This is a genomic window from Nocardia harenae NBRC 108248, from assembly GCF_001612885.1.
GTDB lineage: Bacteria > Actinomycetota > Actinomycetes > Mycobacteriales > Mycobacteriaceae > Nocardia > Nocardia harenae.
Genome location: NZ_BDBH01000002.1, coordinates 170,042 through 184,691, shown reverse-complemented (window position 1 = coordinate 184,691; position 14,650 = coordinate 170,042). Strand labels below are relative to the sequence as shown.

Annotated in this window: 14 protein-coding genes; 8 read left to right on the top strand and 6 right to left on the bottom strand. The window is 70.4% G+C overall.

The window, feature by feature from the left end:
• Positions 1-147: 147 nt before the first annotated feature.
• Positions 148-1,941, bottom strand: coding sequence for a 2-isopropylmalate synthase (gene leuA, locus NH2_RS03780; protein ID WP_067648215.1), 1,794 nt, complete (start codon positions 1,939-1,941; stop codon positions 148-150).
• Between the two features lie 229 nt (positions 1,942-2,170).
• On the opposite strand from leuA, the gene NH2_RS03775 reads away from it, so the two are divergent.
• The 3 genes from NH2_RS03775 (at position 2,171) to NH2_RS03765 (ending at position 5,519) form a co-directional block, all read left to right on the top strand.
• Positions 2,171-2,932: a sulfite exporter TauE/SafE family protein gene (locus tag NH2_RS03775; protein ID WP_067648212.1), complete on the top strand. Its 762-nt coding sequence runs from the start codon at positions 2,171-2,173 to the stop codon at positions 2,930-2,932.
• Positions 2,933-3,030: 98 nt separating this feature from the next.
• Positions 3,031-4,647, top strand: coding sequence for a GMC oxidoreductase (locus tag NH2_RS03770; protein WP_067648209.1), 1,617 nt, complete (start codon positions 3,031-3,033; stop codon positions 4,645-4,647).
• Between the two features lie 44 nt (positions 4,648-4,691).
• Positions 4,692-5,519 (top strand): ion transporter, encoded by an 828-nt coding sequence (locus NH2_RS03765; protein WP_067648206.1) that lies wholly within the window; start codon positions 4,692-4,694, stop codon positions 5,517-5,519.
• A gap of 3 nt (positions 5,520-5,522) precedes the next feature.
• On the opposite strand, the gene NH2_RS03760 is transcribed toward NH2_RS03765, so the two are convergent.
• The 3 genes from NH2_RS03760 to NH2_RS03750 all read right to left on the bottom strand — a co-directional run bounded on the left by NH2_RS03760 (position 5,523) and on the right by NH2_RS03750 (position 7,966).
• Positions 5,523-6,734, bottom strand: coding sequence for a low temperature requirement protein A (locus tag NH2_RS03760; protein ID WP_067648203.1), 1,212 nt, complete (start codon positions 6,732-6,734; stop codon positions 5,523-5,525).
• Between the two features lie 26 nt (positions 6,735-6,760).
• Positions 6,761-7,213 carry an SRPBCC family protein gene (locus tag NH2_RS03755; RefSeq protein WP_067648200.1) on the bottom strand — a complete coding sequence of 151 codons (453 nt, stop codon included), beginning with the start codon at positions 7,211-7,213 and terminating at the stop codon, positions 6,761-6,763.
• 168 nt (positions 7,214-7,381) lie between these two features.
• The gene (locus NH2_RS03750; RefSeq protein ID WP_067648198.1) at positions 7,382-7,966 is read right to left on the bottom strand and encodes a TetR/AcrR family transcriptional regulator; all 585 of its coding nucleotides are present in this window, start codon (positions 7,964-7,966) and stop codon (positions 7,382-7,384) included.
• 70 nt (positions 7,967-8,036) lie between these two features.
• Here NH2_RS03750 and NH2_RS03745 point away from each other — a divergent pair, with 70 nt between their 5' ends.
• Both NH2_RS03745 and NH2_RS03740 read left to right on the top strand, forming a co-directional pair.
• Positions 8,037-8,600, top strand: coding sequence for a dihydrofolate reductase family protein (locus NH2_RS03745; protein ID WP_067649224.1), 564 nt, complete (start codon positions 8,037-8,039; stop codon positions 8,598-8,600).
• A gap of 24 nt (positions 8,601-8,624) precedes the next feature.
• On the top strand, positions 8,625-9,200 hold the full coding sequence (locus NH2_RS03740; RefSeq protein ID WP_067648195.1) for a dihydrofolate reductase family protein: 576 nt from the start codon (positions 8,625-8,627) through the stop codon (positions 9,198-9,200).
• Here NH2_RS03740 and NH2_RS03735 read toward each other — a convergent pair.
• Positions 9,197-9,604 (bottom strand): YjbQ family protein, encoded by a 408-nt coding sequence (locus NH2_RS03735; RefSeq protein WP_067648192.1) that lies wholly within the window; start codon positions 9,602-9,604, stop codon positions 9,197-9,199. The genes NH2_RS03740 and NH2_RS03735 overlap by 4 nt on opposite strands.
• Before the next feature lie 173 nt (positions 9,605-9,777).
• Between NH2_RS03735 and NH2_RS03730 the strand changes: the two genes are divergently transcribed.
• The 3 genes from NH2_RS03730 (at position 9,778) to NH2_RS03720 (ending at position 13,116) form a co-directional block, all read left to right on the top strand.
• Positions 9,778-11,043: an aspartate kinase gene (locus NH2_RS03730; RefSeq protein ID WP_067648190.1), complete on the top strand. Its 1,266-nt coding sequence runs from the start codon at positions 9,778-9,780 to the stop codon at positions 11,041-11,043.
• Positions 11,044-11,123: 80 nt separating this feature from the next.
• Complete coding sequence (locus NH2_RS03725; protein WP_067648187.1) at positions 11,124-12,158, top strand: aspartate-semialdehyde dehydrogenase; 1,035 nt, start codon at positions 11,124-11,126, stop codon at positions 12,156-12,158.
• Positions 12,159-12,201: 43 nt separating this feature from the next.
• Complete coding sequence (locus tag NH2_RS03720; RefSeq protein WP_067648184.1) at positions 12,202-13,116, top strand: aminotransferase class IV; 915 nt, start codon at positions 12,202-12,204, stop codon at positions 13,114-13,116.
• On the opposite strand, the gene NH2_RS03715 is transcribed toward NH2_RS03720, so the two are convergent.
• Positions 13,117-14,445, bottom strand: coding sequence for a serine hydrolase domain-containing protein (locus NH2_RS03715; RefSeq protein ID WP_067648181.1), 1,329 nt, complete (start codon positions 14,443-14,445; stop codon positions 13,117-13,119).
• Positions 14,446-14,650 lie beyond the last annotated feature (205 nt).

Below are 14,650 nucleotides of genomic sequence, written 5' to 3'. Positions count from 1 at the left end.
TTGCGAATCCACGCTAGCACGGGGGAGTTGGCCCCGCGCCCCGGTGTTGAGCCGCCCCCTGCCCCGGCGACGCGCCGATGAACAGCAGGTGACGATGCGAAACGGGGGTGGCTCCCGCACCCGGAGCCACCCCCGTTTGCACAGGCGTCAGTGCGCGCGATTCACCGCGGAGACGACGGCCCGCAGCGAGGCGGTGGTGATCGAGGTGGCGATCCCGACCCCCCACAGCACCGTGTCGCCGATCGCGACCTCGACGTAGGCGGCGGCCTGCGCGTCGTCACCGGCGGACATGGCGTGCTCGGAGTAGTCCAGCACCTCCACGTCGTAGCCGATCCCGGCCAGCGCGTCGACGAAGGCGGCCAGCGGGCCGTTGCCGGTGCCGCTGATCTCCTGCTCGACCCCGTCCACCTTCACCACCGCGGAGATGGCGTCGGTGCCGCCGTCGGTCTCGGCCGCGGTCACCTTCTGCCGGATCCGCTCCAGCGGCCGGATCGGGCTGAGGTACTCCTCGTGGAAGACGTCCCACATCTCCTTCGGGGTGACCTCGCCGCCCTCGCCGTCGGTGATCTTCTGGATCGCCTGGGAGAACTCGATCTGCAGCCGCCGGGGCAGCGCCAGCCCGTGGTCGGTCTTCATGATGTAGGCGACGCCGCCCTTGCCGGACTGCGAGTTCACCCGGATCACGGCCTCGTAGGTGCGGCCGACGTCCTTGGGGTCGATCGGCAGGTACGGCACCTCCCAGGTCAGATCCGCGACGTCGGTGTCGGCGGCGTCGGCCGCCGCCTTCATGGCGTCCAGCCCCTTGTTGATGGCGTCCTGGTGGCTGCCGGAGAAGGCGGTGTACACCAGGTCGCCGCCGTACGGGTGCCGCTCGTGCACCGGCAGCTGGTTGCAGTACTCGACGGTGCGCCGGATCTCGTCGATGTCGGCGAAGTTGATCTGCGGGTCGATGCCGCGGGAGAACAGGTTCATCCCCAGCGTGACCAGGCAGACATTGCCGGTGCGCTCGCCATTGCCGAACAGGCAGCCCTCGATCCGGTCGGCGCCGGCCTGGTAGCCCAGCTCGGCGGCGGCGACGGCGGTGCCGCGGTCGTTGTGCGGGTGCAGCGAGAGCACGATGGAATCGCGGCGGGCCAGGTTGCGGCTCATCCACTCGATGGAGTCGGCGTAGACGTTCGGCGTCGCCATCTCGACGGTGGCGGGCAGGTTGATGATCAGCGGCTTGTCCGGGGTCGGCGCGATGATCGCGGAGACCGCGTCACAGACGTCGAGCGCGTACTCCAGCTCGGTGCCGGTGTAGGACTCCGGGCTGTACTCGTAACGCCAGTCGGTGTCGGGGTAGCGCTGCTCGATCTCCAGGCACAGCGCGGCGGCATCGGTGGCGATCTTCTTGACCGCCTCGCGGTCGGCCCGGAAGACCACCCGGCGCTGCAGGATCGAGGTCGAGTTGTAGAAGTGCACGATCACATTGCCCGCGCCCGCGCAGGCCTCGAAGGTGCGCTCGATCAGCTCGGGGCGGCACTGGGTCAGCACCTGGATGGTGACGTCGTCCGGGATGGCGCCGTCGGTGATGATCTCGCGGACGAAGTCGAAGTCGGTCTGGCTGGCGGCCGGGAAGCCGACCTCGATCTCCTTGTAGCCCATCCGCACCAGCAGGTCGAACATGCGGCGCTTGCGGGCCGGGCTCATCGGGTCGATCAGCGCCTGGTTGCCGTCGCGCAGGTCGACGGCGCACCAGCCGGGCGCGACGTCGATGACCCGGTCCGGCCAGGTGCGGTCCGGCAGCGTGATCGGCTGGACCTCCTCGGCGTACGGCCGGTACCGGAAGGACGGCATGGCGGAGTTCTGCTGCCGGTTCCAGCCGGGCTGGTCGGCGGGGGCCGGCTTGGCGGGCGCGGTGATGGTGCGCGTGCCGGATACGAATGCATCAGCGGGGGACATGGAATTTTCTCCGTGGGTGTGGTGGATCCCAGTCAAGGGGGCGACCGACGCGGCAGAACCCCGCGGCGGGAGCCGGTCCGTTCAGACCCCGCCGCGGCGGCCGAGAAGAAGAGTCCGCTGCATGATGGCCGCGAGTTTACCGCGTCGGGGTGGAGCAGCCAAAGGAGGTCCCGTCTCGGGGTCGTCCGGACACAAGGCTAGCGTTCGAGCCGGAGGGAAGGAACGCCGCATGACACCGCTGGAGATGCTCGCCGTGCTGGTGGCGGGGATGGCCGCCGGAACCATCAACACGGTGGTCGGCTCCGGCACGCTGATCACCTTCCCGGTGCTGCTCGCCTTCGGCCTGCCGCCGGTGACGGCCAATGTCTCGAACACCATCGGGCTGGTGCCCGGCTCGATCAGCGGGGTGATCGGGTACCGCAGGGAGCTGTCGGGGCAGGGTGCCCGGCTGGCCCGGCTCGGGGTCGCCTCGCTGGTCGGCGGGCTGATCGGCGCTGTTCTGCTGTTGCGGCTGCCGGAGGGTGCGTTCGCGGCGATCGTGCCGGTGCTCATCATCCTGGCGCTGATCCTGGTGGTGGTGCAGCCGCGGCTCTCCCGCTGGGTGGCGCGCAGGCGCGAGCAGGACGCGGCGCCGGAGCACGGCGGGCCGGTGCTGTTCGGCGCGGTCTGCGCCACCGGGGTCTACGGCGGGTACTTCGGCGCCGCGCAGGGCGTGCTGCTCATGGGGCTGCTCGGGGTCTTCGTGCACGACGACCTGCAGCGGCTCAACGCGGTGAAGAATGTGCTCGCGCTGATCGTTAACGCGGTCGCCGCGGTGTTCTTCCTCGTGGTCGCCGAGGTGTCGTGGGAGGCGGTGGCGCTGATCGCGGTCGGCTCGATCATCGGCGGGCAGATCGGGGCCAGGGTCGGGCGGAAGCTGCCGCCCGCGGTGCTGCGCGGGGTGATCGTGGTGGTCGGGCTGGTCGCGGTCGCGCGAATGCTGCTCGGCTGACCGAACCGGCCACCCTGCCCCGGCGGATACAGCGGGCTGGTCGCCCATGCCCGCGGCCGGTAACCTTCGCTGCGCCCGAGGACGCAGGAGGTGGCCGGGTGGACAGACGCGCCTTTCTCAAGGCGACGGGTGCGGTGGCGCTCGGCGCGGCCGCGGGCGGCGCCACGGCGCATGCCCCGGCGAGCGCGAACCCGATCTGGAACGGGCTCTTCGAGGAGTGGGTGCCGGAGATCTTCGCCCCGCTCCCCGACGCCCCCGACCACTCCGAGGCGCTGATCGTCGGCTCCGGCTTCGGCGCCGCCGCCACCGCGCTGCGGCTGGCGCAGGCCGGCGTCGCCACCACCGTGCTGGAGCGCGGCTCGCGCTGGCCGAACGATCCGAAGCGCGAGATCTTCACCGGCGACGACCTGCCGGACGGCCGCGGCTTCTGGCACCGCACCAGCTTCACCGGGGTCACCAAGGTGCCCATGCACTTCGCCTCCTTCGGCGGCGTGCTGGACTGCACCGAGTACCCGGGCATCGATGTCTGGCGGGCGGCCGCGGTCGGCGGCGGCTCGGTGATCTTCACCGGCGCCATGATCGCGCCGGAGCGCCGCTTCTTCGACGAGGTCTTCCGCGGCGCGGTCGAGTACGGCGAGCTGGACCGGGTCTACTTCCCCCGGGTGCGCGAGATGCTGCGGCTCAGCCCGATGCCCGCCGACATCTACGGCTCGTCCCCGTTCACGCACTCCCGCGCCTGGGACGACCAGGTGCGCAAGGCCGGCTACCAGCCGCAGGCCAACGACTCCATCTTCAACTGGGACGTGCTGCGCGCCGAGCTGAACGGCAGCTCCAAGCCGTCGGCCACGGTGGCGCGCAGCAACCTGGGCAACTCCAACGGCGCCAAGTTCGACCTGAACCAGAACTACCTGAAGTACGCCGAGGCCACCGGCAACTGCGGCATCTTCCCCGGCCACCGGGTCGACTCGATCGGCAGGGACGGCAGCCGCTACACCGTCACGCTGACCAAACTCGACCCCACCGGCGCCGTGCTCGCCACCCGCACCCTCACCGCGGACCGGCTCTTCCTCGGCGCCGGCTCGATCGGCAGTACCGAGCTGCTGGTGCGCGCCCAGGCCACCGGCGCGCTGCCGAACCTGAACGAGCACGTCGGCGACGGCTGGGGCACCAACGGCGACGTCGTGCTGGCCCGCGGCGCGAGCTCGCTGGCCGGGCTCGGCCAGGGCGTGCCGAGCGCGAGCCGCATCCTGGACGAGAGCGCCGTCCCGCTCACCCTGGAGAGCTGGTACATCCCCGGCATCCCGTTCGAGACCGGCGCGCTGGCCTCGCTCGGAATGGTGCTCGACACTGCGCGCACCCGGCTCGGTTACGACGGCGCGACCGGCCGGGTCGGGCTCACCTGGTCGCAGCGCAACCGGGAGGACGTGGTGGCCGCGGCCCGCGCGGTGGACCGGAGGATCGCCGAGCGGGCAGGCGCCATGGTCGAGTACAGCGCGCTCGGCTACGACGCCAATGCCCTGTTCACCGCGCACCCGCTGGGCGGCGCGGTGCTCGGGAAGGCGACCGATGGCTACGGCCGGGTGCACGGCCACCCCGGGCTGTACGTCGTCGACGGCGCGGTGATCCCGGGCAGCACCGGGACGGTGAACCCGTCGCTGACCATCACCGCGCTGGCCGAACGCAATATCGAGGAGATCATCCGCGCCGGCCGCTGAGGCGCGGATTACTCTCGGCGACAACGTTGTCGAAGGGAAGTGACGTGTCCGCTGGCATCCCCGAGCCGGCTCCTCAGGAGCCGGAGGACTACCCGCGCAAACCCCCCGCGCTCTGGACCGATCTCGCCATGCTGCTGCTGGCGATCGTCTCGGTGGTGCTGGTCGTGTGGATCACCTTCTTCCCCGTGACCCCGGAGACGCACCGGGTGATCGTGATCCTGGACGTGAGCATCTGCGGCGTCTTCGCCGTCGAGTTCCTCTGGCGCTGGCGCCGCGCCGGGTGGCCGTGGACCTTCCCCTTCGTCTACTGGTACGAAGTGCTCGGCATGATCCCGGTGACCAGCCCGATCTTCCGCACCTTCCGGCTGCTGCGGATCGTGGTGGTGCTGGTCCGGCTGGCCCGGGTGGCCGACCGCGCCTTCGGCGACCGGGTGACGGCGGCGGTGCTCAACCGCTTCGTGCGCACCATCGTCGAGGTGATCAAGAAGCCGATCACCATGGCGGTGCTGGACGAGGTGGCCTGCGCGCTGCGCACCGGGCACTACACCCGCAATATCGCGGCGGCGCTGGAGGAGAACCGCTCCGAGCTGGACGAGATGATCGTCGACCTGATCAAGAACGACCCGCAGACCCGCCGGGTGCGGTACGTCCCCTTCCACGACGACATCATCCGCCTGATCGCCGACACCACCTTCCGGCTCACCTTCCAGGTGCTGGCCGACCCGCGCACCGACGAGCTGGTGGCCGACATGATCCGGGAGAACGTGGACCAGATCCGCCGGGCGCTGGCCGACGGCGTGAAGGTGGAGCCGTCGGCCTACGGCCCCACCGCCGCCGAGTTCTCGGTGCGGCACAAGACCGCGCACCTGTAGCGCTCAGGCCGCCGTGCCGTGCCGCAGCTGCTCCCTGGGGTCGGCGTAGCGCACCGTCTCGTACCCGATCAGCACCAGCAGCACCGCGCAGAGCAGGCCGAGCGAGGCCAGCGCGGGCAGCGCGGTCGCGAGCGGGGTGAGCGCCACGAGGACCACCACCGCGACCGCGCGCTGCACGCCGAACTCCCCGGTGGCGTAGTGCTTGGCGCCGATCAGCCCGGCCAGGAAGAGCACCACGCCGCCGTAGAGGCAGTAGAGCGGAATGCCGTAGAGCGCGTCGTGCAGCGTGTGGTGCGAGGCGTCGCCGACGTAGTAGAGCACCTTCTTCAGCCCCAGCGAGAGCGCGATGACGCCGACGATCATCGGGAAGTGCCAGAAGGTGTACGAGCCGCGCGCGATCTTGATCTGTCGCTCGCCGGTGGCGTGCTCGAGCTCGTGCTCCACCGCGATCGCCGCCACGTCGAAGTAGGCCCACCAGAGCAGCCCGGAGATGGCGAGGCCGAGCAGCGCGGCCAGCGTGATCGGCCAGGAGATGGGCAGCGCCCGCACCCCGATGCCGATCGAGACGATGGATTCGCCGAGCGCGACGATGATGATCAGGCCGTGCCGCTCCGCGAAGTGGCGCGCCGAGTTGAGCCGCCAGCCATTGCCCGCGATCAGCGTCCAGAGGTAGTCGCCCGCGATGGCGGCGACCCAGAGCGCGATCTGCACGGTGCCGTGCGTGGTGGCCGCGATCAGCAGCAGCGTGGTGCCGATGGTGATCGAGCCGAGCGCCCAGCGCACCACCTGGGTACGCAGCTGTGAGTCGTCGGCGCTGCACAGCCAGAACATCACCAGATGCACCAGCCGCACCACCAGGTAGGCGATGGCAAAGACCAGCGGGCCGTACCAGCCGCCGGGCAGGTCGGTGAAGGCCTCCGGGATGGTGAGCGCCGCGATGAAGCCGCCGCCCATGGCGGCGAACATGGCGATCCGCATGATGCCCTCGTCGGCCCTGACCACATTGCCGAGCCACGAGTAGGCGATCCACACCCACCACATGAGCGCGAGTACCAGCAGCGCGCGGACCAGGTTCTTCGCGCTGGTGTCGTCGGCGGCCAGATCGGTCACCACCGTGAAGGCGAAGACGAGCACGAGATCGAAGAACAGTTCGAGCTGGGTGACCGAGGATCCCTCGCTCATCGGCTGCAGCCGCAGCCGCTTGGCACCTGTCATGGCGACCATCGTCGCACCGACGGCGCTCAGACGGCGGTCTCTACCTCCGGAAATCGCTCCGCGAACGCCGCGAAGCGGAGTACCACCTCCTCCTGCGCCCGCTTGTTCTGGCGGTGCACCAGGAAGCCGGGAAGCGGGACCGGGAGCTGCTGTTCGACGTGCTGCCACACCTCGGTGCCGTCCGGGCGGGGAACCACCTCGTACCAGCCGCGACCGCGGACACCGCGGGTGCTGTCCGCGACCTCCCAGGAGCAGCGGTCCGGCGTCCAGCTGTACTCGAGCACCTGCAGATCCGAGCCGCCGGGGAGAGCTGCGGTGACGAAGACCCGGGCGGGCCGGTCGCGCTGGTCCCTGGTCGCCACCCGGACATCGCTGTAGGTGGACGACCACTCGGGCAGCAGCTCGACCGCGGCCAGCGCGGCCATCACCTGCTCGGGATCGGCGTCCACGACGACACGGACATCAGTCTTCGTTCGCATGCCATTCCTCCGCCCCTGGGGGTACCTCAGAGGCCGATTGTCACCAAATCGTGATCCCTCGTCAATACCGGGCAGAAGTCGCACTATTGCGAACTTGCGGCAGCTCAGGGTCTGTTTTGGGGCGTCGGAAGGGGCCGCCGGTTGCGGAAACGGCTGCCCGGCAAGCGTTCAGCGTCCGGGCGGGATCACCAGGAGTCGTTCCACGGCGGCCGCGACGAGCGCGCGGCCCTGCTCCTCGGTGAAGACGTCGGGCAGCGTGAGCCGATCCACGATCAACCAGTTCAGCGCGAGATAGAGCAGCAGAACGGTGGTCTCGTCGCCGGGCATGCCCGCGTCCAGGTGGGTGCGCACGTTGAAGTCGATATCCGCGCGCACCCGCTCGGTGAGCAGCCTCCGTAACTCGGGCCTGCGGGTGGCCTCGAGCCGGAGCTCGAGCAGGGCCAGATAGCCGCTCCGGAAGGCCTCTATCCGGTCCACGATGGTCTGCATGAGCCGGGTGACGGTGGCGCGGTCCTTCGGCTCCTCGACGAGCGGGCGCAGCAGCTCCGGGCCGGGCGTGAGCCGCTCGTAGAACCGGCTGCCCGCCTGGGTCAGCAGGTCGTCGCGGTCGGCGAAGTAGTTGGAGGCGGTGCCGGGCGGCACCGCGGCCCTGCGGTCGACCGCGCGGAAGGTGAGCCCGCGCGCGCCGTCGTCGGCGAGCACCTCGAGCGCGGCGTCGAGCAGCGCGTTCCGGCGCTCCGGATTGGTCCGCATATTGACACCACTCCATCTGTAGTACTACGGTCAAACCACTTCAATCAGAGTACTATGAATGGTGGTTCCGGTGCGCAAGCTGGTGTACTACGTGGCCGTCACGCTGGACGGCTATATCGCCGGGCCGGGCGGCGAGTTCGATTTCTTCCCGGTCAGCGCCGAGCAGGGCGCCGCGCTCAATGCCGACTACCCGGAGTTCGTGCCCAGGGCCTACCGAGGTCCGGCGGGGATCGCCGAGGACGAGCCGAACGCCCGGTTCGACACGGTGCTCATGGGTCGCCGCACCTACGAGGTGGGCGGCAGCAACCCCTACGCGCACCTCACCCAGTACGTCTTCTCGACAACGCTGGGCGCCGACCCGGACCCGGCGGTCCGGGTGGCGGGCGGCGATCCCGCCGCCTTCGTCCGGGAGCGGAAGGCCGAGCCGGGCGGCGATCTCTGGCTCTGCGGCGGCGGCGCGCTGGCCGCGGCGCTGCTGCCGGAGATCGACGAGCTGATCCTCAAGACCTACCCGGTGGTGGCAGGCGCGGGCGTGCCGATGATCGCGGGCGGCTTCCGGCCGGGGCTGTTCCGCCCGGTGCGGCGCCGCGAATTCGACAACGGCGCGCTGGTCGGCTGGTTCACCCGGGCCTGAGCCCGCGACTGCAAGGAGTACCCCATGCCCGAACTCGTCTACTTCGTCGGCGTCTCGCTCGACGGCTACATCGCAGGCCCGGCCGGCGAGATCGACTTCTTCCCGCTCGGCCCCGACTTCGTCCAGTGGCTCGGCACCGACTACCCGGAGACGCTGCCCGCGCACGCGCACCAGCACTTCGGCATCGCGCCCGGCACGCCGAACCGGCACTTCGGCAGCGTGCTCATGGGCAGGGCCACCTACGAGCCCGGCTCGGCCGCCGGCTTCCCGAGCCCGTACCCGCACCTCGCGCAGTACGTCGTCTCGACCACGCTGACGGCGTCGCCCGCTCCCGGCGTCCGGGTCGTCACCGACCCGAAGGCACTGGTCCGGGAGCTGAAAGCGGAGGAGGGGCACGATATCTGGCTGGCAGGCGGCGGCCGGCTCGCCGCGGCGCTGACCGCGGAGATCGACACCCTGGTGATCAAGCGCTACCCGGTGCTCGCCGGGGCCGGCATCCCGCTCTTCGCCGGGGAGTTCCGGCCGACGCTGTGGACGCCGGTGCACCGGCGCGGTTTCGAGAACGGAACCCAGGTGAGCACCTTCCGCCGCGCGGGCTAACCGCGCAGGAAGGAGAGCCGCACCTGCCGCTCGGGGTTGTCCACATTGAGGTCGACGAGGGCGATGGACTGCCAGGTGCCGAGTTGCAGCGCGCCGCCGAGCACCGGGACGGTGGCGTACGGCGGGATCAGCGCGGGCACGACGTGCGAGCGGCCGTGCCCGCGGCTGCCGTGCGCGTGCCGCCAGCGGTCGTCGGCGGGCAGCAGGTCGCGCAGCGCGGCGAGCAGGTCGTCGTCGCTGCCCGCACCGAGTTCGATGATCGCGATCCCGGCGGTGGCGTGCGGCACGAAGACGTGCAGCAGGCCGTCGCCACCCTGTTCGCCGGCGAACTCCGCGCAGCGCGGGGTGAGGTCGACGACCACCTCCCGGCGGCCGGTGGTCACGTCCAGGATGATGCTCTCCATGCGTGCGACGCTCCTTTCCGGGTGCGCGGTACCCCACCGGACACTCGCTATTCGGAATGCTCCACAGCTGTGTGCTTTTCCACAGGAGCCGGAGGTAGCGGCCGGAACGGCGGGGTCCGGCCGGTACCCTTGGAGCCTGTTACCTGCACGTTGCCGACCCTGGAGGACCCGCTGTGGCTCTCGTAGTTCAGAAGTACGGAGGATCCTCGGTGGCCACCGCCGAGCGTATCCGGCGCGTCGCTGAACGGATCGTCGAGACCAAGAAGCAGGGTCACGACGTCGTGGTGGTGTGCTCCGCCATGGGCGATACCACCGACGAACTCCTCGACCTGGCGCAGGAGGTCTCGCCCTCGCCGCCGGTGCGCGAGATGGACATGCTGCTCACCGCGGGCGAGCGCATCTCCAACGCGCTGGTCGCCATGGCCATCCACTCGCTCGGCGCCGAGGCCAGGTCGTTCACCGGCTCGCAGGCTGGGGTGATCACCACCGGCGCGCACGGCAAGGCCAAGATCATCGATGTCACCCCCGGCCGGCTCCGCGAGGCGCTGAACGAGGGCACCATCGTGCTGGTCGCCGGCTTCCAGGGCGTCAGCCAGGACAGCCGCGACGTCACCACGCTCGGCCGCGGCGGCTCCGATACCACCGCCGTCGCGCTGGCCGCGGCGCTGGAGGCCGACGTCTGCGAGATCTACACCGATGTGGACGGCGTCTTCACCGCCGATCCGCGCATCGTCGCCGACGCGCAGAAGCTGGACCAGGTCTCCTACGAGGAGATGCTGGAGATGGCGGCCTGCGGGTCCAAGGTTCTGATGCTGCGCTGCGTCGAGTACGCGCGCCGCTACAACGTGCCCGTGCACGTCCGCTCGTCCTACACCGACAAGCAGGGCACCTACGTCTACGGATCGATGGAGGACATCCCCTTGGAGCAAGCAATCCTCACGGGCGTCGCGCACGACCGCAGCGAGGCCAAGGTGACGGTGGTCGGGCTGCCGGACGAGCCGGGGTACGCCGCGAAGGTATTCCGCGCGGTCGCCGACGCCGAGATCAATATCGACATGGTGCTGCAGAACATCTCCAAGATCGAGACCGGCAAGACCGACATCACCTTCACGCTGCCCAAGGACGACGGCGCGCGTGCGGTCGAGTTCCTCACCAAACGGCAGGGCGAGATCGGCTTCTCCCAGGTGCTCTACGACGACCACATCGGCAAGGTGTCGCTGGTCGGCGCGGGGATGAAGAGCCACCCCGGCGTCACCGCGACCTTCTGCGAGGCGCTCGCCGAGGCGGGCGTGAACATCGACCTCATCTCCACCTCGGAGATCCGGATCTCGGTGCTGGTCAAGGATTCCGAGCTGGACCACGCGGTGCAGGTGCTGCACCGCGCCTTCGATCTCGGCGGCGACGAGGTCGCCGTCGTGCACGCGGGAACGGGGCGCTGACATGGTCGGGTCGAGCCCGGAGGCGGTAGCGGAGCGCAGCCACGGCGGGCTCCCGACCAGGTCGAAAGGAGCATGAGCCCATGGGTGTTCGGGTAGGAGTCGTCGGCGCGACCGGGCAGGTCGGCGCCGTGATGCGGAAGCTGCTGGAAGAGCGGAATTTCCCGGCCGACGAGGTGCGGTTCTTCGCCTCCGCTCGCTCGGCGGGGAAGAAGCTGCCGTGGCGCGGCGGCGAGATCGAGGTGGAGGATACCGAGACCGCCGATCCCAGCGGGCTGGATATCGCGCTCTTCTCGGCGGGGGCGACCATGTCCCGGGTGCAGGCGCCGCGGTTCGCGGCGGCCGGCGTCACGGTGATCGACAACTCCTCGGCCTGGCGCAAGGATCCCGAGGTGCCGCTGGTCGTCTCCGAGGTGAACCCGGAGCAGACCCGCAACCTGGTCAAGGGCATCATCGCCAACCCGAACTGCACCACCATGGCCGCCATGCCGGTGCTCAAGCCGCTGCACGACGCGGCCGGGCTGCGGCGCCTCATCGTCTCCAGCTACCAGGCCGTCTCCGGCTCCGGGCTGGCCGGCGTCGAGGAGCTGGCCGGGCAGGTGCGCGCGGTGATCGACGATGCCGAGCGGCTGGTGCACGACGGCAGCGCCGTCAGCTTCCCCGCGCCGAACAAGTATGTCGCGCCGATCGCCTTCGACGTCATCCCGCTGGCCGGGGCCATCGTGGACGACGGCAGCGACGAGACCGACGAGGATCAGAAGCTGCGCAACGAGAGCCGCAAGATCCTCGGGCTGCCGGAGCTGCTGGTCAGCGGCACCTGCGTGCGCGTCCCGGTCTTCACCGGGCACTCGCTCTCGATCAATGCCGAGTTCGCCGAGCCGCTCTCGCCGGAGCGCGCGAAGGAGATCCTCGGCAAGGCAGCCGGGGTGCGGCTGGTCGACGTGCCGACGCCACTGCAGGCCGCGGGGGCCGACGAGTCGCTGGTCGGCCGCATCCGCCGCGATCCCGGCGTGCCGGAGGGCCGCGGCCTCGCGCTCTTCGTCTCCGGCGACAACCTGCGCAAGGGCGCCGCGCTGAACACCATCCAGATCGCGGAGGTCCTGCTCAGCGAGCGCTGAAACGAGGTCGCCCGGCGCGGGCGGCGGCTGCTAGCCTGCGCCGATGGCGAATCCTCATGCCCAGGTGTTCTTCGGTGACCGGCTCGTCCCCGCCGCCGCGGCGACCGTCGGCGTCGCCTCCTCGGCGGTGCTGTACGGGCTGAGCGTCTACACGGTCTTTCCGGTGCACCGGACCGACGGGGTGCGCACCGCGTTCCGGCTGGCGGATCACTTCCGCAGGCTGGCGGAGTCCTGCAAGATCATCGGGATCGACCGGTTCGCGCTGGAGTGGGATTACCCGCGGTTCGAGGCCACGGTGCGCGAGCTGGTCGCGGCGAACGAGCCGCACGACGAGGTGTTCGTCCGTGCCTCGGTGCACGTGGTCGAATCGCTCCCCGGCACGCGGGTGCGCGGTACCGCCATCGCGGTGAGCATGTTCGTCTACGACGCGGTGCCGATCGTCCCGCAGGACGGCATGCGGCTGAAATCCAGCCCGTGGCGGCGCATTCCGGACAACGCCATTCCGTCGAGGGCCAAGGTGAACGGCGCCTACGTGAACTCGGTGCTGGCCAAGCAGGACGCCATCGACTCCGGCTACGACGACTGCATCTTCCTGGACGGCAACGGCCACGTCTGCGAGCTCAGCGCCGCCAATATCTTCCTGGTGCGCGGTACCACGCTCATCACGCCCGACGTCAGCTGCGACATTCTCGATGGGATCAACCGCCGCACCGTGCTCACGCTGGCGGCCGAGGACGGTATCCCGGTGCTGGAGCGCACCGTCGACCTCACCGAGCTGTACATCGCCGACGAGGTCTTCGTCACCGGCACCTCGGCGGGGGTGGCGCCGGTGCTCGAGGTGGACGGCCGGGTCGTCGGCGACGGCAGGCCGGGCCCGATCTCGCAGGCGCTGCGCAAGCGGCACCACGCCGCGCTGCGCACCGACGACGCGCACGGCTGGCGCACCCGCCTGGACTGATCAGCGAATGCCGGGCGTGCGCGGGTCGGTGCCGAGACAGGCGAGTACCGCGCACCCGGGCGGCGCGTCCGCGAAGGGCGGCGCGAGCGGGGCGCCCAAGCAGCTGAACACGGTGCAGCCCGGGTAGGCGGCCAGGCCGATGCCGAAGACGGCGAGCAGCAGCGTGCCGTCGATGAACTCGCCGGGATCCTGGGTGAGCGGCGGCTCCACGTAGGGGCCGGGGTCGGGCTCGCCGAGCGCGGGCAGCAGCCTGCGGAAGAACTCGTGCGGCAGCTCCCTGGTGTTCTGGATGACGCCGCTCGGGCCGTACCGGCTGACATTGCCGTACGCGCCGGTCCACACCACCATGAGGTCGAGCTCGGGCAGCACGAAGACGTTCTGCCCGCCGAACCCGGCCATGGAATACACCCCGGCGGGCAGGAAGTCGGGGATCTCGGCGCAGCCGGGGCCGAGCCAGAAGAGGTGGCCGTAGCACTCGTTCGCCGGTGACGGGGTGCGGGCCGCGTCCAGGTACGCGGCGGAGACCAACTGCTCGCCGCGCCAGCGGCCGTCGTTGCGCACCAGCATGCCGATCCGGGCGAGATCGACCGGCGGGATGAAGAGGTGCGCGTAGCCGTAGGTGGTGCCGGAGCGGTCGCGCGCCCAGTAGTAGTCGCCGCGCGGAATGCCGATCGGGTCGAAGAGCTCGCGCTGCGCGAACTGCTGCAGCGGCTCGCCGAGCGCGCGCTCGAGGGTGTAGGTCAGCAGGTCGACGGTGCGCTGGCTGTAGCTGAAGGTGGTGCCGGGTTCGTGCTCGAGCGGGACGCCGAGCGCCTGCACGGCGCTGTTCGGGTCGAGCGGGATGACGCCGGTCAGCCCCTCGGTGATCACCCCGACCCGCATGCCCGAGGTCTCGGTGAGCAGGTCGCGCACGGTGATGGCGCGGTGCGCCGCATCGCCGAGGCCGGGCGGCAGGTAGCGGTCGATCGGGGCGTCCAGGTCGATGAGCCCGCGGTCCCAGGCCATGCCGGTGAGCACCGAGACGACGCTCTTGGTGGCGCTCCAGACATTCCACGGCACGTGTGCGGTCTGCGCGTTCCCCCGCCCCTCACCGATCAGGCAGTTGTGCCGGAACACCTGGACGCTGAGCCGATTCCGGCCGGCGGCGAAGTCGAGCGCCGCGGCCAGCTGCCCGCTGTCCACGCCGACCTCTTCCGGTGTGGCCCTGGCGAATTCGCGGCCTGCGGGCTCGCCGCAGGATGTCGCCGCCGCCGCGCTGCCAACGGCCACGTGCCCGGTCAGCAGTGCGAAGGTGGCGAGCACGACCAACCAAGCCGCCCGACGAGTCATGGGGGAAAGGCTAGTCGGGCAGTGGCGGTGTCGAAACAGCAACACGGGGTAACCGTGCGAACACGAACGTTGGGGTGTCGACGCCCGGCAAGCGCCTCTCGGCGAGTGGTCGCTCGCAGCGACGAAGTGGATGCGGCCCGGGGCTGCCCAAGAGCGCCGACAGCTTCATTCAACCGCGCCCCGGTCGACGATCTTCCGGGAACGG